The sequence below is a fragment of the Enterobacter cloacae complex sp. genome (assembly GCF_900322725.1).
GTDB classification, from domain to species: domain Bacteria; phylum Pseudomonadota; class Gammaproteobacteria; order Enterobacterales; family Enterobacteriaceae; genus Enterobacter; species Enterobacter quasihormaechei.
This window is the reverse complement of sequence record NZ_LT991957.1, coordinates 1,405,269-1,429,829: the sequence shown is the minus strand read 5'-3', so window position 1 is coordinate 1,429,829 and position 24,561 is coordinate 1,405,269. Positions and strand designations below refer to the sequence as shown.

Annotated in this window: 26 protein-coding genes and 2 pseudogenes; 16 read left to right on the top strand and 12 right to left on the bottom strand. The window is 52.0% G+C overall.

Annotation, left to right across the window (positions count from 1 at the left end; genetic code table 11):
* Position 1: 1 nt before the first annotated feature.
* From DBR02_RS07195 to ygjG, 8 genes are all read right to left on the bottom strand, one after another.
* The gene (locus tag DBR02_RS07195) at positions 2-754 is read right to left on the bottom strand and encodes a fimbrial biogenesis chaperone (RefSeq protein ID WP_233157706.1); all 753 of its coding nucleotides are present in this window, start codon (positions 752-754) and stop codon (positions 2-4) included.
* Positions 720-1,250 carry a fimbrial protein gene (locus DBR02_RS07190; RefSeq protein ID WP_107533901.1) on the bottom strand — a complete coding sequence of 177 codons (531 nt, stop codon included), beginning with the start codon at positions 1,248-1,250 and terminating at the stop codon, positions 720-722. The genes DBR02_RS07195 and DBR02_RS07190 overlap by 35 nt, the downstream gene beginning before the upstream one ends.
* A gap of 9 nt (positions 1,251-1,259) precedes the next feature.
* Positions 1,260-1,796 carry a fimbrial protein gene (locus DBR02_RS07185; RefSeq protein WP_107533900.1) on the bottom strand — a complete coding sequence of 179 codons (537 nt, stop codon included), beginning with the start codon at positions 1,794-1,796 and terminating at the stop codon, positions 1,260-1,262.
* 9 nt (positions 1,797-1,805) lie between these two features.
* Complete coding sequence (locus DBR02_RS07180; RefSeq protein ID WP_162301175.1) at positions 1,806-2,822, bottom strand: fimbrial protein; 1,017 nt, start codon at positions 2,820-2,822, stop codon at positions 1,806-1,808.
* Positions 2,823-5,441 (bottom strand): fimbrial biogenesis usher protein, encoded by a 2,619-nt coding sequence (locus tag DBR02_RS07175; RefSeq protein ID WP_107533899.1) that lies wholly within the window; start codon positions 5,439-5,441, stop codon positions 2,823-2,825.
* 49 nt (positions 5,442-5,490) lie between these two features.
* Complete coding sequence (locus DBR02_RS07170; protein ID WP_107533898.1) at positions 5,491-6,198, bottom strand: fimbria/pilus periplasmic chaperone; 708 nt, start codon at positions 6,196-6,198, stop codon at positions 5,491-5,493.
* 153 nt (positions 6,199-6,351) lie between these two features.
* A complete protein-coding gene (locus DBR02_RS07165) occupies positions 6,352-6,894 on the bottom strand; it encodes a fimbrial protein BcfA (RefSeq protein ID WP_107533897.1) in 543 nt (180 codons plus the stop codon).
* A gap of 485 nt (positions 6,895-7,379) precedes the next feature.
* Entirely contained in the window at positions 7,380-8,759 is a 1,380-nt protein-coding gene (ygjG, locus tag DBR02_RS07160) for a putrescine aminotransferase (RefSeq protein ID WP_173937190.1), read from the bottom strand.
* A 422-nt stretch (positions 8,760-9,181) separates the two neighbouring features.
* On the opposite strand from ygjG, the gene DBR02_RS07155 reads away from it, so the two are divergent.
* Positions 9,182-10,702, top strand: coding sequence for a methyl-accepting chemotaxis protein (locus DBR02_RS07155; RefSeq protein ID WP_107533895.1), 1,521 nt, complete (start codon positions 9,182-9,184; stop codon positions 10,700-10,702).
* A gap of 241 nt (positions 10,703-10,943) precedes the next feature.
* On the top strand, positions 10,944-12,503 hold the full coding sequence (locus DBR02_RS07150) for a methyl-accepting chemotaxis protein (protein ID WP_107533894.1): 1,560 nt from the start codon (positions 10,944-10,946) through the stop codon (positions 12,501-12,503).
* Here DBR02_RS07150 and DBR02_RS07145 read toward each other — a convergent pair.
* Positions 12,500-12,994: a PadR family transcriptional regulator gene (locus DBR02_RS07145; protein WP_107533893.1), complete on the bottom strand. Its 495-nt coding sequence runs from the start codon at positions 12,992-12,994 to the stop codon at positions 12,500-12,502. The two genes, DBR02_RS07150 and DBR02_RS07145, sit on opposite strands and share 4 nt — an antisense overlap.
* 145 nt (positions 12,995-13,139) lie before the next feature.
* On the opposite strand from DBR02_RS07145, the gene DBR02_RS07140 reads away from it, so the two are divergent.
* Positions 13,140-13,904, top strand: a complete 765-nt coding sequence (locus tag DBR02_RS07140) for a siderophore-interacting protein (protein ID WP_107533892.1) — start codon at positions 13,140-13,142, stop codon at positions 13,902-13,904.
* Here the strand turns inward: DBR02_RS07140 and DBR02_RS07135 are convergent, their stop codons facing one another.
* The gene (locus DBR02_RS07135) at positions 13,905-15,074 is read right to left on the bottom strand and encodes a DNA repair protein (protein ID WP_107533891.1); all 1,170 of its coding nucleotides are present in this window, start codon (positions 15,072-15,074) and stop codon (positions 13,905-13,907) included. It abuts the gene before it with no gap.
* Between the two features lie 212 nt (positions 15,075-15,286).
* Positions 15,287-15,859 carry a serine acetyltransferase gene (locus tag DBR02_RS07130; RefSeq protein ID WP_107533890.1) on the bottom strand — a complete coding sequence of 191 codons (573 nt, stop codon included), beginning with the start codon at positions 15,857-15,859 and terminating at the stop codon, positions 15,287-15,289.
* Between the two features lie 456 nt (positions 15,860-16,315).
* Between DBR02_RS07130 and DBR02_RS07125 the strand changes: the two genes are divergently transcribed.
* On the top strand, positions 16,316-17,632 hold the full coding sequence (locus DBR02_RS07125) for a tyrosine-type recombinase/integrase (RefSeq protein ID WP_107533888.1): 1,317 nt from the start codon (positions 16,316-16,318) through the stop codon (positions 17,630-17,632).
* A gap of 913 nt (positions 17,633-18,545) precedes the next feature.
* Here DBR02_RS07125 and DBR02_RS07115 read toward each other — a convergent pair.
* A complete protein-coding gene (locus DBR02_RS07115) occupies positions 18,546-18,932 on the bottom strand; it encodes a HigA family addiction module antitoxin (protein ID WP_107533884.1) in 387 nt (128 codons plus the stop codon).
* 135 nt (positions 18,933-19,067) lie between these two features.
* Between DBR02_RS07115 and DBR02_RS07110 the strand changes: the two are divergent.
* The 12 genes and pseudogenes from DBR02_RS07110 to DBR02_RS26955 form a co-directional block, all read left to right on the top strand.
* Positions 19,068-19,196, top strand: a pseudogene (locus DBR02_RS07110) (Fic family protein); the annotation flags it as partial.
* Positions 19,197-19,227: 31 nt separating this feature from the next.
* A complete protein-coding gene (locus DBR02_RS26960; RefSeq protein WP_233157705.1) occupies positions 19,228-20,559 on the top strand; it encodes an HNH endonuclease in 1,332 nt (443 codons plus the stop codon).
* A complete protein-coding gene (locus DBR02_RS07100) occupies positions 20,556-21,152 on the top strand; it encodes a hypothetical protein (RefSeq protein ID WP_045910015.1) in 597 nt (198 codons plus the stop codon). Before DBR02_RS26960 ends, DBR02_RS07100 begins: the two co-directional genes overlap by 4 nt.
* A complete protein-coding gene (locus DBR02_RS07095) occupies positions 21,149-21,412 on the top strand; it encodes a hypothetical protein (protein WP_107533882.1) in 264 nt (87 codons plus the stop codon). Before DBR02_RS07100 ends, DBR02_RS07095 begins: the two co-directional genes overlap by 4 nt.
* Positions 21,412-21,726: a helix-turn-helix transcriptional regulator gene (locus DBR02_RS07090; protein WP_233157704.1), complete on the top strand. Its 315-nt coding sequence runs from the start codon at positions 21,412-21,414 to the stop codon at positions 21,724-21,726. Before DBR02_RS07095 ends, DBR02_RS07090 begins: the two co-directional genes overlap by 1 nt.
* Before the next feature lie 2 nt (positions 21,727-21,728).
* A complete protein-coding gene (locus DBR02_RS27115; RefSeq protein ID WP_256134842.1) occupies positions 21,729-21,863 on the top strand; it encodes a hypothetical protein in 135 nt (44 codons plus the stop codon).
* A 182-nt stretch (positions 21,864-22,045) separates the two neighbouring features.
* Positions 22,046-22,249, top strand: coding sequence for a hypothetical protein (locus tag DBR02_RS07085; RefSeq protein WP_107533878.1), 204 nt, complete (start codon positions 22,046-22,048; stop codon positions 22,247-22,249).
* A 156-nt stretch (positions 22,250-22,405) separates the two neighbouring features.
* A complete protein-coding gene (locus DBR02_RS07080; protein ID WP_107533876.1) occupies positions 22,406-22,777 on the top strand; it encodes a hypothetical protein in 372 nt (123 codons plus the stop codon).
* Between the two features lie 453 nt (positions 22,778-23,230).
* A complete protein-coding gene (locus DBR02_RS07075; protein ID WP_107533874.1) occupies positions 23,231-23,620 on the top strand; it encodes a hypothetical protein in 390 nt (129 codons plus the stop codon).
* A 74-nt stretch (positions 23,621-23,694) separates the two neighbouring features.
* Positions 23,695-23,829, top strand: coding sequence for a hypothetical protein (locus tag DBR02_RS27110; protein WP_256134841.1), 135 nt, complete (start codon positions 23,695-23,697; stop codon positions 23,827-23,829).
* Positions 23,830-23,868: 39 nt separating this feature from the next.
* Positions 23,869-24,081 carry a DUF3955 domain-containing protein gene (locus DBR02_RS07070; protein ID WP_129741625.1) on the top strand — a complete coding sequence of 71 codons (213 nt, stop codon included), beginning with the start codon at positions 23,869-23,871 and terminating at the stop codon, positions 24,079-24,081.
* 205 nt (positions 24,082-24,286) lie between these two features.
* Positions 24,287-24,559, top strand: a pseudogene (locus DBR02_RS26955) (TonB family protein); the annotation flags it as partial.
* Positions 24,560-24,561: the final 2 nt, after the last annotated feature.

Genomic DNA, 24,561 nt, shown 5'->3' with positions numbered 1-24,561 from the left:
GTTATTCCGTAAAAGAGAGAGACGGGACCAGGACGCTACGAACAGGCATAATGCGTCCATAGTCATTAATCGCTTGCCAGCGCACCTGGCATACCCCTGGGTCTGGACAACCCTCAAACGCTCGCTCGCTAAAAGGGGCGACAAGGCCGCCATCAGCGATGCGCTTATCGCCGAGGCTGAGCTGATAAAGCGTGATGTAGTAAGACGTCGGATTATTCACAACGACCTTATTTTTGTTTCGCGACCAGCGTAGGGCCTGATAAGCATCATCAGGATTGCCGGTGAGCCCGGTGGGCCGATAAAAAAGTTTAAAGCGTGAACGTACCGCGGTTTGCACACCCGTGGTGTGCGGGTTAGCGGAAGGGATCGCCGCAACGTTTAACGTGAACAGCGTTTCACGGTTCTCGGGCAACGTTCCCCCCGTAAATATCAGCCGAATCGTGTTTTCGCGCTGCGGACGCAATGAGAACAGCTGCGGCGTGGCCACAAATGCGGACTGAAGCCCGTGTGGGGCATCCGCCCCAGTCCACAGGCCACCCGGCTCGGCTTTGGTGTAAATCAGATACGATTCGTCAGAAGGGTTTCGCACGGAAAAGCTGATCGATTTCTCGCGTTCCGGATAGACAAACCGCGTTCCGCCGATCACCACGCCAGCCTGCGCCTGAAGCATGATGGTGGAGAGAAAAACGAGAAGCAGGATCTTCGCCGGATAAACACACTTACGCATAATTAAGAATAAAGGTTGTCGTCGCATTTGCCGTTCCCGTGGTGACCTCATTTGCGGTGGCTACATAGCGGGCGTAAAACTGGAGAGTCGCGTCGCGTTGATTAGGAATAATCAACGTCTTCTGGCTTTTACTTCCCATAGAGATGAGCGACTTGTCCTGGTTGTAAATTCCTATGCCAATACCGGTTGCGTAACCTTCACCGCCGATGAGCGTCAGTAAATCGGGGTTTGCTGTATCTGGCGTACCGTCAAAGGTAATACTGACAGAGCCTGCTGTTCCGGCACAGTTTTCTACATTAATAGCAAACGGATGATAATCAGCGCCCATACCTGACTGGGTGAAATATTTACTTTGCACACTGTCCATTGCGACGGTCAGGCTCTGAGAATCTGGCGCAATACTGCACGTTTTTTTGTGAATAACGCCAGTGATATAAATTGTTCCGTCGTGTGCCAGTGTTCGCGCTGAAAAAAACGGCACCAGAAAAAGCGCGGTGAATATTATTGTGCAAAACTTTTTCATTTCCGCATCCTACTGATAGAGCAAATCAAAATACATGATGGACGTAGCATTCCCTGGCGTGACCTCGGGCAAGGTTGATTTGTACCGTAAATTAAACGTCAGGCTATTATCTCCCTGCTTTAAGGGATAAATTTCGGATTCCGTATTATTTATTTTAATCGGGTTCATTCCGGCATTAAGAAGCTCTACGCCAATGCCCGTCGCCATTTCGCCAGCCGTTCCTTTACCCGTGTCGCTGAGCGCCAGCAGGTCAGGATTATTGGTATCCGCTATACCGCTGAACCAGATTTTTGTCCCCTGAATGGCGCGTGAACAATTTTTAAGATCGATCGTGAACGCTTTTTTCGGCGACGTTGCTCCGGAAGCAGGAAATACCGATGTATCGAATTCGCCTAGATCGACAGTTTGTTCTTTACTGTTCACATCAACTTCACAAGATTCGCCGATAATCGTGCCGAATACCTGGAGGTTAATTATTGCTTCATCATCGGCGTACGTTATTGGTATCCCAGATAACAGCATCACGACAAAATACAAGACTCTCATTTTTCCCCCTTACGCAAAATCGATACGTAAACAGGCCAACGCAGTGAAGAGACCTTCTGCCGGGGCGTTCCCAGTTGTGCTGATGGGGTAGGTTTTTAACGTGACATCAGCATGACCCGACTCGTCGGTAATAAAATCAGCGGCGCTGGATGCGTCGTTAGGTATCATGACGGCGCCATTTTCTTTGGTTACCACCACGCCGACATCTTTATTATCTGTGGCGAGCGCCTCGCCGACGTTACTGTCTGCGTTCGCGACCAGTCGAAGCGTGAGATGCGCAGGCGAAATCACGTCCGCACTGCACTCGATGGGAACATTAAAGGTTTTTACCGCTGCGTTAGAGGGCTTTTCACCCGCGGTCGTGAATGAAGAACTGTTGAGTTTTCCCAGGTCAACCGTAATGAGTTGCCCCGCATTAATGGTGCAGTTTTGCGGGACCGTGACCGCACCGCTGTACGTTATTTGATAAACAATATAACTCAACGGGTCGGTATTCTTGGTGGTAACATATACATTAAACATTACCTTGCTGGGGATAATGACTGTACCTATAAAAGGTTTAATAATTTTTAACCGAAATACCAGGTTGGAGTCGTATACAGGGAAAGGCTCGCCATATTCTTCTTGATCTACCCTGTAATCTTTACCCATGTGGATATAGTCTCTGGGAGGATAATATTCACCAATGTCGGAATCGGTTATCCGCATCGCCCCTGCAATATAGGTCGGGTCGAGACTCATATACTGCCACTGGTCTTCCGTGAAAATCACCGGGTAGGTATTCTTGTATGAGCGATAAGTTGTCGCATCGCCATCCACATGGGCGTCACATATGGCATTCACACCCACATCCTGCGATTTAACCAGTTCAACGGCCTGCCCCAACTGGTTTTGTTCTTTCGTCAGCGTTGTCGTCAGATCGTAATTCACATTAGCAGTGTGGTGTGTATAGTTCCAGCAGACCACTGCCATACATTGCGTAGAAGCCATAAGGCTGAGCAATAAAAAAATAATGCGTACTTTCACTTATCGGCACTCCGCTTTTAAACGCACGAGGGATTGCTTTGTTTCACTTAGCTTATAAATGGCAACACATTTTTTATCATCTGTGTCGCCCCATTGTGCTGTCAGACTCCCTGTTTCACCCAGCCCAGACAAATACGCTTCGCCGTTATCGCCTACGATGGTGTCCCCACCTTCATCGCTGCGCGTAACAATCGCGCCAAAGGGCACAGGGCGCCCGTTATGCATGAGTGAAATCATTGCGCGCGTTCCGGAGCGCGCCTTAAAGGTGGCGCGTACCAGGGCACCCTGGGTTGGAACAACGTGGGTAACGGCCTCGTCAATGTCCAGATCGTCGCTGAGCGAGTTGGTGTTCAGCGCCATGCGGTTACGATGGTATGCGCTGGCATACGGCACAACCGCATAACCTCGCCAGTCGGTGTGGATCCCGGGCCCTTCTTCGACCTTAACATTGCTTGCGCCGGGCGCGGCGATCAGGACATTGGTATCCCCCAACGGCTGGCTTAAGGTGATGCCGTTGCGATGCGCGACGATACCGCCGCTGAGGCCGTAATTGATCTGTTGATAATCGCCATTGTTGCTGTAGTTGTATCCCAGGCTCGCATTACCGTAGGCGCTATCGTATTCCGTGCTGATGCTTCCGCTGGCACCGGTATGTTGGTTCTGATAACCCTGCTGAACGCTGTAGCTGAGGTTATTGTCTTCAAGCAGCGTTCCGTTGACGCCAGCAGTATTATTGACCCTGCCGTCGTTATCGGTGCTCATGCCGTATGTGGCATAAATGCTGTTTAAATGTTTGGTCACATCCCCGCCTGGATGGAGCCACAGATTGAGCGGGAAGGAGAGCGTTAAGGAATAAATACGATCGCTATCGCGCATGCCAGGGGATTTATTGTAGTTGTAGGTAAGGTTATAGGTTACGCCCGCAGCCGTTCCGCTATAACCCAGCTGAACAAGCGTATTTTTTTCGTCGGTATGCCAGTACGTTTGCTGGCTGCCGTTAAGGAAAATCGACCCGGCAGTGCCCAGCTGTTGGGAAATATTGGCCTGGAGCTTGCCGCGTTTGGTGTAGTACAGATTGTAATAATCGGTCCACACGGACTGATTGTCGTCGGCGTGGTCGTTGGGATCGTCCTGGCCGACATAACCCTTCATTTGCTTATAGGTGGTTTCATCCAGGGTATAAAAACCGGATGTGGAATAGCGATAGCCTAACAGCTGGAAATTGGTGCCCATGCCATTCAACGATTTTGCATATAAGAAACGTATTGACTGCCCGTTATGTGAGCTACCGTCGCTCAGTTCGCTTTGTGCGGAGGTGAGATCGGCCGATACGGCGCCAAAATTTCCCAGGTTCACCCCGGTACCCAACGCAAAGGCAGAATATTTTTCCGTCAGCTGCGTACCGCCGTAGACGGTAAATCCTTTCGGTAACCCCCAGTTAAGCGTCCCCTGGACAAAGTTAGTGTCCTCCTGCTGATCGCTGTTGCTGCGATAGCGGGCCGCGGTTGCGGCATATTTTACGGTGCCTTCACGCTGTAAAACCGGAACCGCGGAATAAGACACAGAGTAGCTGTTGATCGTTCCGTCAGATTCTTTGACCTCCACGTTCAGATCACCGCTGGAGGAGGTGGGGTACAGATCGTTAATGGCAAACGCCCCTGGCGGAACATAGCTTTGATAGATGGTGTAACCGTTTTGTTTGATGGTGACCTGGGCGTTAGATTTGGCGATCCCATGAATGGTCGGTGCAAAACCTTTCATACTATCAGGCAGCATGTTGTCATCAGAATTGATCTGCACCCCTCGGAATGGCAGGCTGTCGAAGACGTCCGACGTGGTATAGTTTTCGCCGAGGGTAAGTTTGCTTTTTAGCGGGATAACGGCACGTTCAATATAGGTTTTAATGTGTTCCCAGTTGGTGTAGGTCTCTGAGCCGCTGCTGTTATAGCTCCATGTAGAGAAATCCCGCAGCCGCCACGGCCCCAGGTTTATTCCACTGTTAAGTCCCAGAAAATAGTTGTCCGCCGTCGAACCATAATTACCGCTATTGTGATTGTGCGAACCCGAAAAGTCATAATTCAGCATCAAGGCATTAATGCCTTCGTCCCACTGCTCAGGAGGAATGTACCCACGTGCGTTATTACGCAGCGCCGCTTGCGGAATACTGATATTCAGGCGCTGGTGTTCAAAATCAAAAAGCGTGGTAGCTGCGGGAATGGCTACCGGCAAATCTACACAATTGCCCGCTTTCTCGTCCTTAATACCGGGTAAGACATCGACATTTACCCCCATCGCATCAAGTGATTTAGGTGAGAGGCAGGGCGTCAGCCCCGTATCGTCATCCGTAGGTGTTGAATTTTTGCGCACGTTAAACGTGACGTCGCGCGTGGCTAAAAAATTGTCATTCAGCCATACGTCCACGCGATAGACCCCTGGCGCCTGACCAGCATTACTAAAACGTGATAAATCAGCAACCGCCGCAGGATCGCTGGAAAGAAAGGCAGGGTTGAAATAATAGCCCGCATCCGCATTAACGGATGCGAATGCGCCAAACATGGCCAGCGTGAGAGGGGCCAAACGATGATTGACTATCCTTGTCTGATACTTGCGAAACTTCATTTTTCTCTGCCTGCTTCGACGCGCTATGTTCGGTATTTTTCCGGGAAAGTTATGCTCCAGGGCATGTCTGAACAGGGGTGGTAGCACCGAAATCGTTAACTGTCTGGAACGTCACCTGGCTCCCACTACCGGCAGGAAGATCAACGACCAGGCTGTTCATTGGCGGAACCATGTTATTGGTTAACTTTGCGTTTCCCGCTTTGAATTGCACCAGCGACACGTAATAGGGCGACGCGTTTTTGATGGTCAATTTGCCGTTACTGACCGTGCAGCGCAGCGCCTTTGGCGCGTCAATTGACGGCGTAGGCAATTTTTTCGGGCGAATAAAAAGCTTAATGACGCTCTGTGTCGCAATCTGCAACGTATTTCCCTGTAACTTACTTTTATCCACCGCCGGGATGGCTTTGCTGTTGAAATAAAAAACGCTTTCTCTATCAGTCGGCAAATCTGGGCCAGCGTACATTATCCTGATGGTGTTTTCTTTTTTAGGATGCATAAGAAAAAGTGGGGGCGTAACAATAAAATCCGGGGACTTCGATTGATCGGCATTCGCAACCCACGACTGCACCAGGAAAGCATTGCTTTGCGAAGAGTTCGTAATAGGTAACGAAATCTGTTTATCTCCCTGAGGGTAAATAATACGCGTTGCGCCCAGACCTATACCCCCAGCGTGAGCCGTGGTCAGCACCGTAGCCGCGAATAAAAAAGAATGCGTAATCAGCTTTGTTATCAAAGATACAGTATTAATTCGTTTCATTTATATATCACTTCATTGAATACATAATCAAATACATAGAATAAAACATGCCGTTTAAGTCTATGTATTTAATCTATTTAAAACGGACAGTTATATTAAAAATCCCTCCTTCATACAGACGTATGAAGGAGGGATGACAGCATCTAACTTCGATTAGGAATAAACCATCTGGAAGGTTGCTGTAGATGATACGTTACCTGGGGTTGCTGCACCTGTAGCGATGTAGTCAACGCTCAATGGGATAATGTTTTCACCAGTGATCAGGCCAATTGTAGAAGAGGTAGCACCCAGGTCGAGGTTTTTACCGTCCGGTCCAAACAGCTGCAAAGCTACATTCTGTGCGGAACCTGCACCCGCCGTGTTCGCCATGGCACTCGGCTGAGTGGCATCCTGCTGCGCGTTGAAAATAACCGCTGCATTCTGGCTAACAGTACTGTCGCAATCTTCCAGTTTAATGTTGAAATCTTCTTTCTGGTTCGCCAGCATTCCGCTCTGAGTCAGCTTCACGGTACGTACCTGGCTCAGGATAACGGTCTGGTCGACCGAATCGGCAGCAACTGAACAGGCTGCGTTAACAACCTGACCGACGAAGTTAACGGTACCGCCGTTGACTGAGGTAGTTTCTGCCTGTGCGTTCATCATCACGCCGCTTGCCATAGATGCAGCAACAACCATTGCTAAAACATGCTTTTTCATACAAATCCTTTTTAATAAACAGTTTTCTGTCAAGTTGAAACAAAATTGAAGGTGACGTAATACAATACTCTTCAGCTTAAAAAGACTAAATATACAGAATCATACATTATGCTGTGTTTTGCACATTCTTGTGATGTTCCGAAGAATATTTTATGAGGCAAAGAATATTATATCAATTCATTACTGGTTGTTTTTTTGATTAGAAAATCTTAAATGGATTTTAATTATTAATTTATTGTTTTTTAGAATGGTAGAGTATGTTTGATGCACTGTTTAGCCTGATTTTGTAAGGTGCAATTGATGGGGGTTATATTTCTGTATTGTTATTGAGCTCTGTCATTTTATAATATTTAAATATTAATTTTTATACGGGAATTATGCTTTTGAATGATGTAAGCGTAATTTTCAATACGCCATGTTTAATTACAAATTGAAATATAATTAGAGTGGATATAAATCCCTCCTCCCTATGAGGAGGGATTTAATCATACTTCTTCTACTCTTACCCGCAGTGCCGCCAGCGCCTTGCGCGCCGCCTTCAGCACCTGCTCGCACTGCTCAATGGTGAGCGTCAGCGGCGGTTCAATGCGAATGGTTTTCGAGTTGTTGAGCGTTCCTGCCACGAGAACCCGCTGGCGGAACATCTCGCTCGCGAAGCTGTAGCCGATTTCGTTATCAACGAACTCAATCGCCATCAGCATGCCTTTGCCGCGCGCCTCCTGCACCAGGTCCGGGTATTCCCGGCCCAGCTGACGGAAGCCGTCCAGCAGCATATCGCCTTTCTGCTCCGCCTGCGCGGGCAGGTTCTGCTCCAGCAGCACGTTGATGGTCGCCAGCGCCGCCGCACAGGCCAGCGGGTTACCGCCAAAGGTGGTGGTGTGCAGGAACGGATTGTCGAACAGCACGGAGAACACCTCCTCGGTAGCAACCGTCGCGCCAATCGGCATCACGCCGCCGCCGAGCGCTTTTGCCAGACACAGAATGTCCGGCTGGACGTTCTCGTGCTCGCAGGCGAACATTCTGCCCGTGCGCCCCATCCCGGTCTGCACTTCGTCGAGGATCAGCAGCGCGCCAAACTCATCGCACAGCTGACGCACGGCGGGCAGGTAACCCAGCGGAGGCAAAATCACGCCTCCTTCACCCTGAATCGGTTCCAGGATCACCGCCGCCACGTCGTCACCGGTTTTACGGCATTCGCTCAGCACGGTACGCATGGCGTTAATGTCGCCGAACGGCACGTGGCGGAAGCCCGGCAGCAGCGGCATAAACGGCTTGCGGAAGGTGGATTTAGCGGTCGCAGACAGCGCACCCAGGGATTTACCGTGGAACGCGCCGCTGGTGGCAATGAAGGTGAATTTCCCGCGCGGCGACTGGTACGCTTTGGCGAGCTTGATTGCCGCTTCGACCGATTCCGTACCGCTGTTGCTAAAGAAGCTGTACTTCAGCTTGCCGGGCGTTAAGGCCGCCAGCGTTTTCGCGAGCATGGCGCGAAGCGGGTCGAGCAGCTCCTGGCTATGGAGAGGTTGTTTCGCAAGTTGATTCTGTACGGCGGAAACCACAACTGGATTACGGTGCCCCACGTTGAAGATACCAAAACCACCCAGGCAATCAATAAACTCCTGTCCCTGGGTGTCGACAAGCGTATTCAGACTGCCCGCTTGCCACTCTACGGCTCCGTAATCCCCGCCGGCGGTAACAGATTTGCGGTACTCCAGAAAACCAGGATTGACGTGCTCCTTAAAGTAATCAATGACCTCTCGGTTAAGTTGTTTCATCTCCTCATGATCGAGCGTTCGCTTTTCAATGAGATTCAGTGCGTGCGCGGTACAGGCAAGAGCCGAGGCGCTGGAAGGTAACCTGTTCAAAATATGCTCCCGGGGATCGCGTATCACATGATACTGAGGTAAGTATTGCAGGGATTACGCCACCTCAGAGGGCTTAACGAAAATCGGGATAAACGCCAGGTTAAATCAAAGTTGCGCAATATTTAATCATGCCATTGCGCGCCGCACGGAATAAGGGATAACGGGCCGGTGATGAGGTTTCAGCAATTGCACTGCTCCAGGGCAGGGAATGCGACTTAAGGGTGCATTACAGGATCATGCTTTGTGGGTAGTTTCATTGCGAAAGTATTTTAAATCAATTAATTAGAAAAACGTACGAAAAGTGCGGTTTAACCCGAATTTGCGATCTCAATCATATTTAACAACTAAAGATAAATTTTTTATCGCCGAAAAAACATAAGCCACAAAATTAACATTCAAATAACCTGCAAGGGATGCTCGCTATGTCCTCTCCTGACTATGTCACCCAGAATGAATATCCGCTGGACGATGACACCACGCTTATGTCGACCACCGACCTCCACAGCTACATGACCCACACTAACGACACCTTTGTGCAGGTGAGCGGCTTTACGCTCCAGGAGCTGCTTGGGCAGCCGCACAATATCGTGCGCCATCCGGATATGCCGAAAGCGGCTTTTGCCGACATGTGGTACACGCTGCAAAAAGGCGAGCCCTGGAGCGGGATTGTCAAAAACCGACGTAAAAATGGCGATCACTATTGGGTACGCGCGAATGCGGTACCGATGGTGCGTAATGGCCAGAAGACAGGCTATATGTCGATTCGTACTCGCGCCACGGAGGAGGAGATAGCTGCGGTGGAGCCGCTTTACAAGGCGCTCAACGAAGGACGCTGCAAAAAACGCATTCATAAAGGGCTGGTGGTGCGCAAAGGCTGGCTCGGTAAATTACCGGCGATGCCGCTGCGCTGGCGCGTGCGTAGCGTAATGGCGGTGCTGTTTGCGGTGATGGCCGCAACGCTGGTTGCCAGTGCTGCGGGATGGACGCCGTTGGTAGCGGCGGCCACGGTGATGCTGCTTGGCACTTTGGTGTTTGAACAGCAAATCGTCCGCCCGGTTGAAAACGTGGCGCGCCAGGCGCTGAAGGTCGCCACCGGAGAGCGTAACAGCGTTCAGCATCTTAACCGCAGCGACGAGCTGGGCCTGACGCTGCGGGCCGTCGGACAGCTGGGGCTGATGTGCCGCTGGCTGATCAACGACGTGTCCAGCCAGGTCGTGAGCGTGCGCGACGGTAGCGACAGGCTGGCGCAGGGCAATGAAGATCTCAACGACCGCACGCGCCAGACCGTGGCGAACGTGCAGCAGACCGTGGCCACAATGAACCAGATGGCGGCGTCGGTGCAGAGCAACTCTGAGACCGCAGCCGAAGTCGACAAGCTGTCGAAGGCCGCCAGCAGCGCGGCCACGCAGGGAGGCACCGTGATGCAGACCGTGGTGAAAACCATGGATGACATTGCCGACAGTACCCAGCGCATTGGCTCAATTACGTCTCTTATCAACGATATCGCCTTCCAGACCAATATTCTGGCGCTGAACGCTGCGGTTGAGGCGGCCCGCGCGGGCGAGCAGGGGAAAGGCTTTGCGGTGGTGGCAGGCGAAGTGCGCCATCTTGCCAGCCGCAGCGCGAATGCGGCGAACGATATTCGCAAGCTGATCGACGCCAGCGCCAGCAAAGTGCAGTCCGGCGCCAGTCAGGTACACGCTGCGGGTCGTACGATGGATGATATTGTCGAGCAGGTGAAAAACGTCACGCAGCTTATCGCGCAGATCAGCCATTCCACCTCCGAGCAGGCCACGGGATTGACCGAGCTGACGCGTGCCGTGGCGGAGCTGGACAGCATTACGCAGAAAAATGCGGACCTGGTCGAAGAGAGCGCACAGATTTCCGCGATGGTTAAGCACCGGGCCGGACGCCTTGAAGATGCGGTTACCGTGCTGCATTAAGAAATGCCTGCTTCGAAAAAGCCGTTTATTCCCCCGGGGGTAAACGGCTTTTTTGTTTTTCAGTATAAGTTATGTTGTTAATGAAATATTAAGTAACTAAAAAAACCTGCCGATTTTTAATTCTTGTGCCCCGACTTCCTTACGAGTGAAAAAGAAAAAAAACGATCAAAGTCATAAAGTTAGCAAGTTTTCTTCCGATAACAGCGATCGTCTGAGAAATAATCACATCGATGGGGTAAATATGTTCATACATGACGTAAAGATCGGCACGAAATTATTTCTGGCGTTTGGATTATTTATTGTCCTGATGGTCGTCAGCGCAAGTTTGTCTCTGATGAGCCTGAATCGGGCAAACAATGGAATGCAAACCATCCTTACCAGCGACTATCCAACCACGGTTAAAGCGAACCAGCTAATCGACAACTTCCAGGAATTTATAAGCACACAGCAGCTTATGCTGCTGGACGAACAGGGGACGTACACGACGCAGTCAGAGCAGCGCCTGAAGGCGATCAGCGAGCGCATCACCGCAATCCTGAGCGAGCTGGACAACGCTCTCAAGGATAAGAAATCTCAACAGGCGCTGGCGGATATCCGCGGCGTACGTCAGCAATATCTCGACTCACGCTATCGCATTTTGCAGGCCGTGCAGAATAACGACCGTGCGGCTGCGATAAACGAAATGATGACCAACACCCTGAACCTGCAACAGTCCTACAAAGCGAAAGTGCAGGCGCTGATTGCGATCCAGGACCGGGCAATGCAGAGCGCGGGCGTGCAGGTGGAAGGCGATTTCCGCACCAATCGTCTCCTGCTGATCGTGATTACGCTGTTCAGCGTCGTGGCAGCCAGCCTGATTGGCTGGCTCATTGTGCGATCCATTACCCGACCGCTGAACGACGCGGTGAATTTTGCACAAGCCATTGCCGATGGCGATCTGACGCGCAGCATTACCTCGCACGGTAAAGATGAAACCGGACTGCTTCTTACCGCACTGATGGAGATGAAAACGCGCCTGCTGGAGATTGTGCAGCAGGTGCAGACCGGGTCGGAAAACATCTCCAGCGCCGCCGCGCAGATTGTCGCCGGCAATCAGGATCTGGCCGCGCGCACGGAGGAACAGGCCAGTTCCGTTGAACAGACGGCGGCGTCGATGGAGCAGATCACCGCCACGGTGAAGAACACCGCCTCGCACACCGGGGAAGCGACCAACCTGTCTGCCGATGCGGCTGCGGTGGTGAAAAACAACGGGGAGATGATGAAGCAGGTTACCAGCAAAATGCGCCTGATTAACGAAACATCGAACCGTATGTCCGACATTATCGACCTGATCGATGCCATTGCCTTCCAGACGAACATTCTGGCGCTGAATGCGGCGGTCGAAGCGGCCCGGGCGGGTGAGCATGGCCGTGGTTTTGCGGTGGTGGCGGGCGAGGTGCGCCAGCTCGCGCAGAAGAGTGCGACATCCGCAAGTGAGATCCGCCAGCTGATCGAAAGTTCGACAAGCCAGACGCAGGACGGCATGAACCTTGTGGAGAAAGCCAGCGGGCTTATCAACGGGATGGTCGGTAACGTGGAGGAGATGGACGTTATCCTGCGTGAAATCCGCCAGGCCAGCCACGAGCAGACGGAAGGCATCTCGCAGATCAACAGCGCGATTGGCCTGATAGACGCCACCACCCAGCAGAACTCCGCGCTGGTGGAGGAGTCTGTTGCGGCGGCGGCATCCCTGAACGAACAGGCGATGCACCTGAAAGAGCTGGTGCGCGTGTTCCGCGTGAGCGACGGCGTGCTGGCTTAATCCAGCTGGGAGATCTCCAGCGCTGCGCGGTCAATCACGCCGATAATCTGTTTGAGCTGCGCGTCGCTGAGCTCTCCCTGGTTCACCTTCAGATCCAGGACCGCTTTGAAGTTATCTAAAGCCCGCTTCATCTGCGGGTTCTTGCGCAGCTGGAACCCGACGGAACGCGCCTTGATACGCGTCTGGATCTGCTCCAGCTGTTCCCGGTTAGCTTCCAGCCACTGCTCTCCGGCGGCGTTAATCGCGATCCGCTTACGGCCGTTCTCTTCTTCGGTAATGGCGATCAGCGCCTGATCCTGCAAATAATCCAGCGTCGGGTAAATCACCCCGGGGCTTGGCGTGTAATGACCCTGCGTCAGGTTCTCGATCTCCTTAATCAGCTCGTAACCGTGGCTCGCGCTGCGCATCAGGATGTCCAGGATCACCAGCCGTAAATCGCCATGGCCAAAAAATCGTGGCCTGCGTCCACCCCCGTCGTGTTCGTGTCGCATGTTTTTTCCTCAATTTGATATATCTAAACTATATCTTAGATATATTCAGATGCAATCTAAAAAATCTTGATTTCTGAGTTAATAGCAATCATTATCATTAAAAATTCATTCCGATATATCGTATTCACCTGAGAAGGGCATCACCATGGCATCTACCCGTTACCCTCAACGTGTCCGCAACGATCTGCGTTTTCGCGAGCTGAACGTGCTCCGCGCCGGGCGCGTCAGCCCAGGATTTCAGCGCATTGTGTTAGGCGGCGAGGCGCTGGAGGGCTTTAGCTCTCGCGGCTTTGACGACCATACCAAAGTCTTTTTCCCGGCACCGGGCACGACCTTCGTGCCGCCTGTCGTCACCGATGAAGGCATTAATTGGGGCGACGGCGTGCGCCCGCAGGCGCGTGACTACACTCCGCTGTACAATGACGAAAAAAATGAGCTGGTGCTCGATTTCTTCGTTCATGATGGCGGCATTGCCAGCAACTGGGCGGTAGAGGCGAAGGCGGGCGACAAGCTGACCATCGGCGGTCCGCGCGGTTCGCTGGTGGTGCCGGAAGATTATGCCTGGCAGCTGTACGTGTGCGACGAGTCGGGCATGCCCGCGCTGCGCCGTCGTCTGGAAGGCATCGCAAAACTGCCGGTTCGCCCGGCGATCCACGCCATCGTCACCGTGGGCGATGCGTCGTATAAAGACTACCTGGCGCACCTGAGCGAGTTCAACATCACCTGGGTTATCGGCCACAGCGAGCAGGCGGTGGCGGAGCATCTGGCCGCGCTGACCGTGCCGGAAGAGGATTACTTTATCTGGCTGACCGGAGAGGGAAAGGTGGTGAAAAGCCTGAGCCGTCAGTTTGAAACCGATGCGATTGACCCGCAGCTGGTGCGTGCCAGCGCGTACTGGCACGCAAAATAGTCAGGCGGCGGGATCCAGTTGCGCTTCGCTCACCTGATGTTCGAGCGAGGCGCATACCTCTTTCAGCGCTTTCTCCTGCTGGGCAAAGTAGGCTTCCATATTGCTGAGCGACGAGACGAGCAGCCAGGATTCTTCCTTCTCCAGCTCTGCCAGTTCGCTCACCAGGGCGTCGATTTGCTCACGCACCTGCGCCATCTTTTTACGAATACGTTCCAGGTCGTTCAGCCTGTCGCTCGCCATCATCGGTTCGAACCCGTGTTGCAGACGGGCGACCAGCGAGCGTATGGCCTTCACGTCGCCGCGCTGTTTGGCCTGGTTGAGTTGCACCATCATCCGGTTGGCTTCTTCTTTTAGGTCATCGGCAACCAGATCCGGGTGGCATAGCTTGCTCGCCTGGCGCCAGAGCCGCTTCAGTTCGTTCCGATCCTCTTCAGAAAGAGCCTTGCCTTTACGCAGGCGCACTTCGGCATCATGATGCTGTTCGCGATACTTCCTGTACTCTTCGTTGGCCTCATCGCGCGCCTGACGCGCCGGCTCTTCTTCACGCGTTAGTCCGGTCTCCAGCTCCTGCGCTTCGGCCAGCAGGGTGGCAATAAGATGACTTTGCTGCTGAAGATGCTTGCGCGCCTCTGCCGCCTGAACGGAATCCGCAGGCAGTTCTTGCCAGCGCTGGGTGAGCGTCGACAGAACCTCCACGGCCTGCGCCATATAGCGCTGGCAGCGGCGGTAATCCTCCTCCCGGCGACGCGACTCCGCCTGCTGACGACGCAGGTTTAGCTCCGCCAGCGTTTTACGCAGGGCGAGGATCTGCTGCATCAGCGGCCCGAGGCGCGAAAAATAGAGATCGTTGAACTCATCAAGCTGCTGCACCCGGGCGTTACGGCGGTCAATCAGGTCACGCAGGCGCTCCTCCAGGGCTTTTAGCTCCAGCTTGCTGGCCGCCAGCTGCGGATCGCGCCACGGGGCAACGGCACGCTGGCTTTGCAGCCAGGCGGTGATAGCGCGGATGGCAGCGGTGTAGTTTTGCTGCTCAAGCGCCGCGACGATGGACAGGAGATCATCGTCAAAGGCTTCATCTTTGAGGCGTTTCAGCTGGCTCTGGATGATGTCGTCATCTTCCAGCTCAATGGCATTTTTAATGATTTCTAGCCGTTTGATCGGTGTGCTCATGATGCCTTTCGCTCTGGCGCTTAAGTATTTGAGTTAAGGGTAGTTGTGGTCAACGCTACAGGAAATAATACACACGGATGATGATCGGCGCGATGGGGGATTTCTTTAGTTTTTAGGGGTTGTGAAGGGGAACCTCAGGGGTCAGCCGGCTGAGGGAGCTACACGGGCAGGCGAGGGGCTTTCATTCGACTGAAATGTGTAGCAGTGTCTGCTCATGCTGCATGTAATTTGTTAGACATGACATGCAAAGTCTTTTCGCTATAGACGGTGGTGTTGCTGGGAATGTCTTTGTTCACAAATGACATAGCGCCGATTACAACGTTGTCACCGATGCGAATCTTATCTGCGATGATGCAGGAACCCGCACCAATACTGACGTTGTTGCCAATTACAATGGATATTGGTCCTTTATTAACATTCGCGCCGGTAATGCCAATCGTGATGTTTTGTCTTATCCGGAGAGAATGACCTATTACAGCCGAACCATTTATTACAATCCCGTGATGATGAGTAATCACCATGCCGGGTCCGATGTGCGCCCCCAACTGAATCTCAGTTCCATATTTGAAAATGAGGTTTCTGTTTAATTTAGCGGCTCGTTTTTTCAGGAACTTGTTGCCCGAGCGATGCCAGTGCGACGCGATGCGCCACCAGAAGTGGAAGCGGCGATCCGGGCATTTGATAGCTTTATGCAGCACACTGAACCACGAAAATGTCTTAGAACTCATCATTACTTCCTGACGTAAGCATTCACGTAAATGAGTTGATCTGGCTTGTTTATCCATTACTTATCTTTCCCTTTCATTTGTCGCGGGAATTTAAAGTCAAAAGTCTACGGAAAGCAACTTTTTGGCGTAGTAGTTATGTGGAGAGGGCTTGTCATAATCTTGAGGGGAGGGAGCACTCTTACTTTTGTGCGACACTTTTGCCTCACCCATGCATTAAGTAACAAAAAAGCCACTCGCGGGAGTGGCTTAACTGGATGATTCTAAAGCTAAAATTTGGTGGCCCCTGCTGGACTTGAACCAGCGACCAAGCGATTATGAGTCATAGCGTGATTATTTTTTCGAACTTTCTGATTTGTTCTGATTTGCACTTTAAATTGCTATAAATCATGGCGTTGTGTCTTTGTTGTTGTTTTGGTTTGTTCGCAAATGTCCGTGGCAGTAATATCGTTACCTGACCCATTACCTGACCCAAATATTGATTGGGTCAGGTAAGCGAAAATTACAGGTGATAACGTGGCAACGCATTTAACGGATACGGCAATACGCGGGCTTAAACCTAAAAGCACGTCCTACTATGAGTGGAGTAATAGTGGCCAACGCGGCGCTGGGCGGCTTGGTGTAAAAGTGCAGCCTTCGGGCAGTAAGGTTTTTTACTTCCGCTATTACGTTGATAAAGGCAAGAAAGAGAAATTTATCCAGCTTGGTATCTGGCCTGAGATGAAGCTGGTGACAGCCAATGAGCTGGCAAAAAAGTATGGCGCCTGGCTTATTGAGGGCAAAGATCCGCAGCAAGAGCTTGAGCAACAACGTCTGGCCGAGCAGCACACCATGCAGCTACACCGTTCACAGGGATCGTTCGAAGAACTGGTGCATGGCTACGTTAACAAGATGAAACTCGACAACAAGCGGACTTGGGCCGATGTACTGAAGCGTCTTGAAAAAGAGTGCTATTCGGTCATTCCTCGCGAGACCAAAGCGAAGGATGTAACACCTCTTCAGATCAAAAACATCCTCTCAGTCATTATACACCGCGATGCAGTCGTACATGCTAATCGGATTCGATCATATCTGATGGCGGCGTTTAATTACGGCCTGAAAGCGGATAATGATCCGATGAACACCAGCGTGGGTATTACTTTCGGTCTAGAAGTGAATCCGGTATCGGCTATACCGAAACAATCTTCGGCGGAAAAAGTCGGTGATACATGGCTAACGCTTGAAGAACTGCGCTTTGTTATGGAACAGTTCGCACAGGCTACCAACGTTGGGCCACTGATGCAGCATCTTATTCGCTTCTGTGTTTATGCGGGTGGGCAGCGTCCATTTGAAATGATTGCAAGTCAGTGGAGTGCGATTGACTGGCAGCAGAAGACACTGCTGGTGATTGCAGATGTATCGAAAAATAAGCGTGAGCATCTGATCCCACTTACGGAATCGGCGCTAGCGGAGCTGGCTTCTGTAAAAGAGTTAATGAAGGAAAGTGGTAGTCCCTATATCTTCCCACTCTCAACAGACGGAGAGCGGCCAGTACGTACTGATAGCCTGGCGCGGTCCATCATGTACTTCCGCGCATTCAATCCGGAGTTTAAGGTCTTCACTGCTCGCGATTTGCGCCGCACCTGTAAGACTTTGATGGGGGAAGCAGGAATCAGTAAAGAGATCCGTGACCGTATCCAGAATCATGCTTTGAATGATGTCAGTTCGAAACACTATGACCGTTATGATTATCTTACTGAAAAGCGCAGGGCGCTTGAGGTTTGGGAAGACCGGGTCAATAGCTATCAACGACAGCAGGAACACAATGTCGTGAACTTGTTCGGACGGAGGTAATGCTTGTCAAAATATGAGCTTAATTCAGCGGAAGAGCGTTATCAGCCTGGTGCAGAAGATTTGGTTTAGCGAACAAGCTGGACATTATCGATGTTGCTGAAACTGATGCGCTGGAGTCAGGGCTGTTTCTTATGTTTTACGAGCAGTTATTTATCTGTCAGCAACTACCGTGCTCGACGATTTTAATGGCTCCCGCTGTGAGTTCTATACTTTTCAAAAAGCACAGGGTTATCAGATTTGAGTATTGGCCGAAGTGGTACATCCCACGAAAGTTATCCGAGTAAATGTTTAAGCTGAGATACGGTAGTTACTTTACTCCAGAAAACATACATAAGGCATGATGAAATGAAATATCTAATAATTGCGCTGGCTTTGGTTGGGAGTACCGCGCAGGCGACAACCTGTCGCACTGACAGTTTCAACACAACACGTTGTGACAACGGCACAACTTATCGGACAGACTCCTTTGGCACCACCAGAGGCAGTGACGGTAGCACATATCGAACTGATTCATTTGGCACTACCCGCGATAACCATGGTAACAGTTGGCGTACGGATAGTTTCGGAACGATGCGCGGTAGCAATGGTGACGTCACCCGTACGGACTCCTTCGGAACCAGTCGAACAACGCACACCGATGGCAGTTCTACAACGTGCCACAGCGACTCCTTTGGCACGGTTCGTTGTAATTAGGAGGAGTGTGCATAGATGTTTGGCTATCACAATTGCCCAGATCATTCGCAAAAAATGTATCCGGTCGCGTTTTTCACATCCGGTGAAACGTGATCACTACGGCTAAAGCCAGTCACAACAAGACTTGGCAGGTGGGGATCATTTTATATATTGGTTTTTTTGCGATTTTTAATGAGCATATTGGAAAATGATCATTATGTTTTCGCTCAGTAATTTACTTTCAACTGTATGATTTATTTAGCTTAAATATTATTGGGTCCAGGCGTGTCAGTAAGCGTTTATCTACTTTGATCTGCAGCAATTCGTATTCATTTTGCATTTTTAGCCAATGCTCGGGCGTTCCGCCTAATACATAGCTGAGTCGAAAGGCTGTTTCTGGGGTGAGCCGCGAGCTGCCGTACACCAGATAATGACAGGCTGAAAGGCTCATGTTCATCGCCTTCGCGAAAGTGGTCAGCGTGATTTCATTCATGGCAAGAATTCCTCGGATTCTTTCTGCCGGGACAGGGCTTTGCAGATTTTCATATCCTTGCATCCAGCGAGAGCTGGAGCGAAGTGCTCTGCGTTTCGCCTGACGTGCACGTTCGTAGGTATAATCAGTTGGCATACGATTGTTCCATTTAAAAGCGTGTCTGGTGCCAAGGCTGGTCACCAGGAATGAGGTTTTGCGCCATTCTAACCTGTAACTGATGAGTGGAGGACGAGTGTTACTATGGGAAACACCAAAGTTTGAACGCTGGTCATAGCTAAGCGTCAGACGGCATCAACCTACCTCAAACAGCTTGTAGAAATCGGTGTGCTGGAGGAAATAACGACAGGGCGTGAGCGCCTTTATATCAACACCCGGTTGTTGCAAGAGTTGAATAACTAACCATCCGGCGGCTACCGGGCAAGAGGCAACAATGGCGAAGAAACGCAAGGCATTAAAACCCTTAACCGCTGAGCAGATCGCAGCACGCAAGCAGGAAGAACTGCGTCTTACGCAAGCCAACGAGGTTATGGACAACCTCAACATTTCGAAAGTCCAGCACTTGGGCGTTTCCATCTGGAAGAACATCACCATCCAGTTGGCACGCGGAAAAAACGTTGCTGAGGTCACGTACGAAATGGAACGAGATTCGTTGGTCGGCCAGTCCCGTACGATGGAGGTCAAGCGCCTTCGAGCCAAAGAACACCGACAGCGAAGCAAAGCCAGCGAGGAAAAGGTTGAAACCGCGAGCTTCCCGCCTGCCGTAACCCCTCCAGTACAAGGCCGTCCGAAGTCGGGCAAGCTCAGAAGCAAAACCACTCATTTGCTGAAAAAAAGGTCGCCAACCCACACGGTGGATGCGTGGGCGGTTGCCCGCGGCAAAGCGGGGCCAAACGCACCTAAAAAGAAACTGACCTTTGGGGCGGTATTGCATCAGAACCCAGTAGCGAAGCCGGAAGCAGTTAGCTATAGCGGAAGCATGGAGCCGTTAAAGGGGGTAAACACCCCTGCGGCCACCATCAAAACCTACGATCTGCCGCTGCCAAAGCCGAAAGAGGCCACCACTAGCGGCAAGCTGGCGGGGATTGAAAAGGCCATGAAGATGGTTCCCGTTGCAAGCCGTCGCGAGTTTGCGATGTTCGTACATAAACACCGTGATAGCGGCCAGACGGCCGAGCAGCTGCTCGCACAATTCCTGGCTGCTGCCATCACCGCGCCTGCGGCAAATGATTCCGCCGTTGCTCCGGCAGCTGTCAACGAAACGGCAGCGGTAGAGCTGGCCGAACCCGAAGTGATTGAGGTAACGGCCGTTGAAGTTGCCACGCCAGAAGTTGTGGAGTTTGTCGTGCCGGTATCCTTGCCGCTGCGCGATGGCCGCGAGCTGAAAGGTGGATCCGCCGAGCGCCTGGTGCGCCAGCGTGACGCGGCAGTACAGGCTGAGTTTCGGGCAATGGTTCGCACAAACTTTGCAGACCGTTGCGCCGTGTCCGGTAAACACTTGGGGGGCGTGCTGGAAGCGGCACACATTGAAGGCGCAGATCTGGGTTGCTACAGCGTCGGCAACGGCATCCTGCTGTCACCGACTCTGCACAAGCTGTTTGACCGCCACCTGATGGGCATTAACCCTGAAACGCTGACCGTTCACTTCAAACCAGGCGTTGAGTTTGAAGAGTATGAAGGCCGCGTGATCTCCCCCCTGATTTATAACCTGGACAAAGCCCGCCTGGCCGCACGCTGGGACGAGTATCAGAGAGGTTCAAAGTGAAAGACGTTCTATACGCAGATCTGGTCAACGAGCTGCGCAGCGCCACGCGGCCAGCCATTGTGGTAATCGACAGACTGTATTTTGACATGCAGGAGGTTGCCGAACGCCTGAAACAGGACGCGGGGATCACGCCGTTATTCCCCAAACTGACCTTTAGTCCGTCCGAAAGCGTACGTCGGAAGCGGCTGGATGCCCTGGATAAGATGGGCGGTAAACCCGTGATGTTTATTGACCAGTATCCGCTGGCTTGTCACTGGGAGTTTGGTTTGGTCGGCTTCCAGCTGCTCAATGAGGAAAAGAAAGCCATCTTTGACCGGATCCAGGCGGAAAACGAGTGGATAAGGAGCGCCCCGACCAAAGAAGAGCGCACCCGCCGACAGAACGAGTCCATGAACCGCGCGATGTCCGGCATGGGTAACGCGATGTCCAACATGCTGGAAGAGTCACGGGCTATCAGTGCGGAACTGGACGAGAAGGCGGCCAAAATCATCGAAACCCAGGATGAAGCGGCCTTTGAGTCGCTGAAAGAAGAGTACAGCGAACAGAATATTTTCAAGCGGCTACAGCGCCGCATATGGGGTAACAAATCATGAACTTTGAAGAAGCAAAAGCGCTCCTGCGCCAGATTGAGCGCTGGCCTACACCGGATATGCACGAAAACCATGTTGCACACCTGCACCCGCTGCCGGAAGGCTGGCGCTGGTTCCTGTTTGGCGACGAGTGGCGCGTCATTGCGCACCTGGACGGCGGTGAACAGATGTTCTGGTATTCGAAGGTCTGGGCGAACCCACCGAAGCTCACCCCAGAAGGGGAAGCGCTGATCGCCAGACTGGCACGCGGGGAGCCGTTCTGATGGACACCATTACCCGCGAGCCGACCACCGTTGGCGAAATGCTGACAAAGGAATTTAACGATCACCCCCAAATAGCGCCTGAGCGCCTCTCTGAGGCGTTGGGAGTTGTTGAGCAGTTGATGCAGGGAAAACGCCGCCTGAGCGCAGCAGAGGCCGCTGCTTTGGGCGATCTGTTTGGTATGCGGGCTGAGTTCTGGCTTAATCTCCAGGCTGCGCACGATCGCTGGGAAGAACGCAAAGCGAGCCTGGACGCAGAATTTGACACCCTGCACGCTCGCCACGAACACACTTTTAAAGCCTTGGAGGACAATTGAGCATGGAAGGACAAGAACGTTTAGACCTGATACGTGAAACCATCAAGCGCCACGTTAACGAGGGGCACAATTTCACAATTGTCCGATCTGGTGACAACGTGCTGCTGCGCCTGCATACGCCTGACAGCACGCGGTAGAGTTCGCTTTATACCAGCACTCACCAGGTTGAAATGCACGCCTTTGCGTGCGATCAGCGCGACATCTACCGGGCAAGTAAACAGGCTCGCGACTTCCCGACGGCCGCACGGGTGGCATATGATGGCACCAGCGCAGCTGGTGAAGCACATCCCGTTTGACTACGTGCGCAGGAGCGCGGTTTATGACTGCGAGGCCTATTCTCGTTCGTGAGCCAACCGCAGAAGAGCAAGCGCTGCCCGAACTGGCGAACCGTGAGGCCGTCCATGACTGGAACACACAGCAGAAAGCTGAGCAAGCAACTGAGGCTCGCAATGAGCGCTACTTTGAAGATGGTGGCTGGAAGACAAGATCCGTTCATGGGCATAGTCGGATTTATTCTCTGTAATATATTTAAAAAATGGATAATTCTGCGGTGCCTATTATGGTAAACATTATGCGCACTGCACAAAGAGGCAGGTTTTTATTATTTTCGTTTCATTCGAAATAACAAAAATAAACAAACAAACGTTTTATTAACAATATCACTTTTCTGGAATAACAAATGATGAATAAGCTCGCATTGTCTTTAGCATTATCTTTAGTTTTCGTTTCTGCCGCCCAGGCAAATAATTGCAACCCCGATGGTTTTGGTGGTACCCGTTGCAGTGATGGCCAACACTATACGCCGGACGGTTTCGGCGGTATGCGCGGCAATGACGGCACGCGTATCCAATCCAACGGTTTCGGCGGCCAGCGAGTCATCTCGCCTGATGGTAACAGCGTGAACTACAACAGCGATGGTTTTGGTGGTCTGCGCGGCAGCGACGGCACCCGCATTCAGTCTGATGGCTTTGGTGGCACCCGCATTACCTCCCCAAACGGCCAGTCTACTCACTGTACACCGAACGGTTTCGGTGGAACGCGCTGCAACTAAGGTGATGGCCATGACAGAACCAAACTCAGCCCCGTTACCGCCGCACCCCTGCCAGGATGCAGAACCACCGCGCCGCGAAGAGCAGCGCAAGCCGGAAGGCGATGAATAAGCCTGACGATTACCTCGGCTACTCCACTCAACGTTTTTACCAACGCGCAATTGGGCGCTGCGGCTGGGGGGGGCTGGAGTTGGTTGGCGCTGGTGGCCTACTGCCTATATCGCCTTTGTGAGGTCATATACCCGTGCATAAAACCGTATTTATTGAGCATGTGAAGCGCGTCAGGAATGAACTACGGGGAATTAATCGCGTTATGTCGCATCAGTGCCGCTGTGATTACGTGTTATTGATAATTACCTGGCAAGATTCCCGATTGCGAAAGCATGACGAAATTATTTAGTGATAAAGCGAAGTGTCAGGGTTGGCTAAATAATATTTAATTTAACGAAACGATAATGTTTACATCCAAATTAATCGCTGCGGCAATTATTGCCGTGGTATCACTGCCCGCGTGCGCAAAACACCACGCACATAATTGCGAAGAAGCCGTAGAACAGGCCTTCGCACATATTGAAGCCGTATTTAAGGCAAAGCCTAAGCTGGCTTACACCCCGATCCGAACGGTTGAAACGACCGGCATGATGATGGAGGCCTGCAAGGACGGAATGAAGCATGGCCGCATTCACGACACGGGCAAGCTCAACATGTTGTATGAACTGGTGGAACAGCAAGCCCACAAGCCGAACATGAGCATTGAAGAGGCGCGTTATCTGCTGAGCGACGAGGCGACAGCGCAATCATTCCTGTCCGGCTATCAGCTCACGTCTGGTGAGGGGGACTTTTGAACCACATACCGTTACGAGCGTGCCATCCCAAAGGCCGTTATCCAGTGTATGCCCACGGTTATGGAGCGTAGGGCGTGCGTTTACAACGAACTCAACCAGCTGGCCGCCGAGCACAGCCAGTGCGCCGTGGGCTGTATGTCGCTCCGCTGGTGAAAACTCCAGATCCGCTGGAGCTGGCCGTGCAGTTCTCCGCCCAGTCTGAGCTATGAGCTCAGGGCAAAATTTTACCTTTTTGACAGGAGTGACCTTTGAAAACTATGCCGCGCCGCCGCTTGCTCTGGATCGTGCTGTTCGTCCTCAGTATTGCCTCCCTGCTGCTGGGGGACGCATCAAGCTACATTGACGATAACGGCGTGCTGCAAGACTCAATTTTGATGCCTTTAGGGGCGCTGGTGGCCGTGTTGGCTATCGCGGTGCTGGTGTTTGATGCGCTGCTGTCCCTTAAACAAAAAATCCAGTGACAACCCGCGCCTCTGCTGGTGGCGCTTAAGAGGAACGATGAAAAAAATAATGTTAGTTGTGGCGCTGGCGCTGGCAGGTTGCTCCCAGCCTGGCGTGTTTGAATCCAACGCACATTTTAAAGCCCGTGAAGCAGCTGCAGCGGCTACGCCAGCTGGTGAAGAGGTGGACGATCTGCTCGGTGATTTGAGTAGCAACAAGGTTACTGCCGCCCCAGTTGCAGTCTCCCGCGCTGCACCGTTATACCCAGCCCAGGCGCAGGCGTTGAAGATTGAAGGCCGTGTGCGCGTTAAATACGACGTTATGGCCGACGGCCGCGTGGACAACGTGGAAATCTTAAGCGCTCAGCCAGCCAATATCTTTGAACGAGAAGTTAAAAACGCCATGAAAAACTGGCGATTTGTTCCTAACAAGCCCGTTAACGGCGCTATTTCCACCATCACTTTCCGCCTGAACGGCGGCGCAACCCTGGATAAATGAAA

What these genes read in the sequence shown, in the direction of transcription:
- DBR02_RS07095 (WP_107533882.1), top strand. Translation starts at nt 21,149, where the DNA reads ATGAACTTTGAAGAAGCAAAAGCGCTCCTGCGCCAGATTGAGCGCTGG.
- DBR02_RS07115 (WP_107533884.1), bottom strand. Translation starts at nt 18,932, where the DNA reads ATGCCAACTGATTATACCTACGAACGTGCACGTCAGGCGAAACGCAGA.
- DBR02_RS07185 (WP_107533900.1), bottom strand. Translation starts at nt 1,796, where the DNA reads ATGAGAGTCTTGTATTTTGTCGTGATGCTGTTATCTGGGATACCAATA.
- DBR02_RS07140 (WP_107533892.1), top strand. Translation starts at nt 13,140, where the DNA reads ATGGCATCTACCCGTTACCCTCAACGTGTCCGCAACGATCTGCGTTTT.
- DBR02_RS07145 (WP_107533893.1), bottom strand. Translation starts at nt 12,994, where the DNA reads ATGCGACACGAACACGACGGGGGTGGACGCAGGCCACGATTTTTTGGC.
- DBR02_RS07170 (WP_107533898.1), bottom strand. Translation starts at nt 6,198, where the DNA reads ATGAAACGAATTAATACTGTATCTTTGATAACAAAGCTGATTACGCAT.
- DBR02_RS07150 (WP_107533894.1), top strand. Translation starts at nt 10,944, where the DNA reads ATGTTCATACATGACGTAAAGATCGGCACGAAATTATTTCTGGCGTTT.
- DBR02_RS07135 (WP_107533891.1), bottom strand. Translation starts at nt 15,074, where the DNA reads ATGAGCACACCGATCAAACGGCTAGAAATCATTAAAAATGCCATTGAG.
- DBR02_RS07175 (WP_107533899.1), bottom strand. Translation starts at nt 5,441, where the DNA reads ATGAAGTTTCGCAAGTATCAGACAAGGATAGTCAATCATCGTTTGGCC.
- DBR02_RS27115 (WP_256134842.1), top strand. Translation starts at nt 21,729, where the DNA reads ATGGAAGGACAAGAACGTTTAGACCTGATACGTGAAACCATCAAGCGC.
- DBR02_RS07090 (WP_233157704.1), top strand. Translation starts at nt 21,412, where the DNA reads ATGGACACCATTACCCGCGAGCCGACCACCGTTGGCGAAATGCTGACA.
- DBR02_RS07130 (WP_107533890.1), bottom strand. Translation starts at nt 15,859, where the DNA reads ATGGATAAACAAGCCAGATCAACTCATTTACGTGAATGCTTACGTCAG.
- DBR02_RS26960 (WP_233157705.1), top strand. Translation starts at nt 19,228, where the DNA reads ATGGCGAAGAAACGCAAGGCATTAAAACCCTTAACCGCTGAGCAGATC.
- DBR02_RS07190 (WP_107533901.1), bottom strand. Translation starts at nt 1,250, where the DNA reads ATGAAAAAGTTTTGCACAATAATATTCACCGCGCTTTTTCTGGTGCCG.
- DBR02_RS07080 (WP_107533876.1), top strand. Translation starts at nt 22,406, where the DNA reads ATGATGAATAAGCTCGCATTGTCTTTAGCATTATCTTTAGTTTTCGTT.
- DBR02_RS07165 (WP_107533897.1), bottom strand. Translation starts at nt 6,894, where the DNA reads ATGAAAAAGCATGTTTTAGCAATGGTTGTTGCTGCATCTATGGCAAGC.
- DBR02_RS07085 (WP_107533878.1), top strand. Translation starts at nt 22,046, where the DNA reads ATGACTGCGAGGCCTATTCTCGTTCGTGAGCCAACCGCAGAAGAGCAA.
- DBR02_RS07075 (WP_107533874.1), top strand. Translation starts at nt 23,231, where the DNA reads ATGTTTACATCCAAATTAATCGCTGCGGCAATTATTGCCGTGGTATCA.
- DBR02_RS07195 (WP_233157706.1), bottom strand. Translation starts at nt 754, where the DNA reads ATGCGACGACAACCTTTATTCTTAATTATGCGTAAGTGTGTTTATCCG.
- DBR02_RS07155 (WP_107533895.1), top strand. Translation starts at nt 9,182, where the DNA reads ATGTCCTCTCCTGACTATGTCACCCAGAATGAATATCCGCTGGACGAT.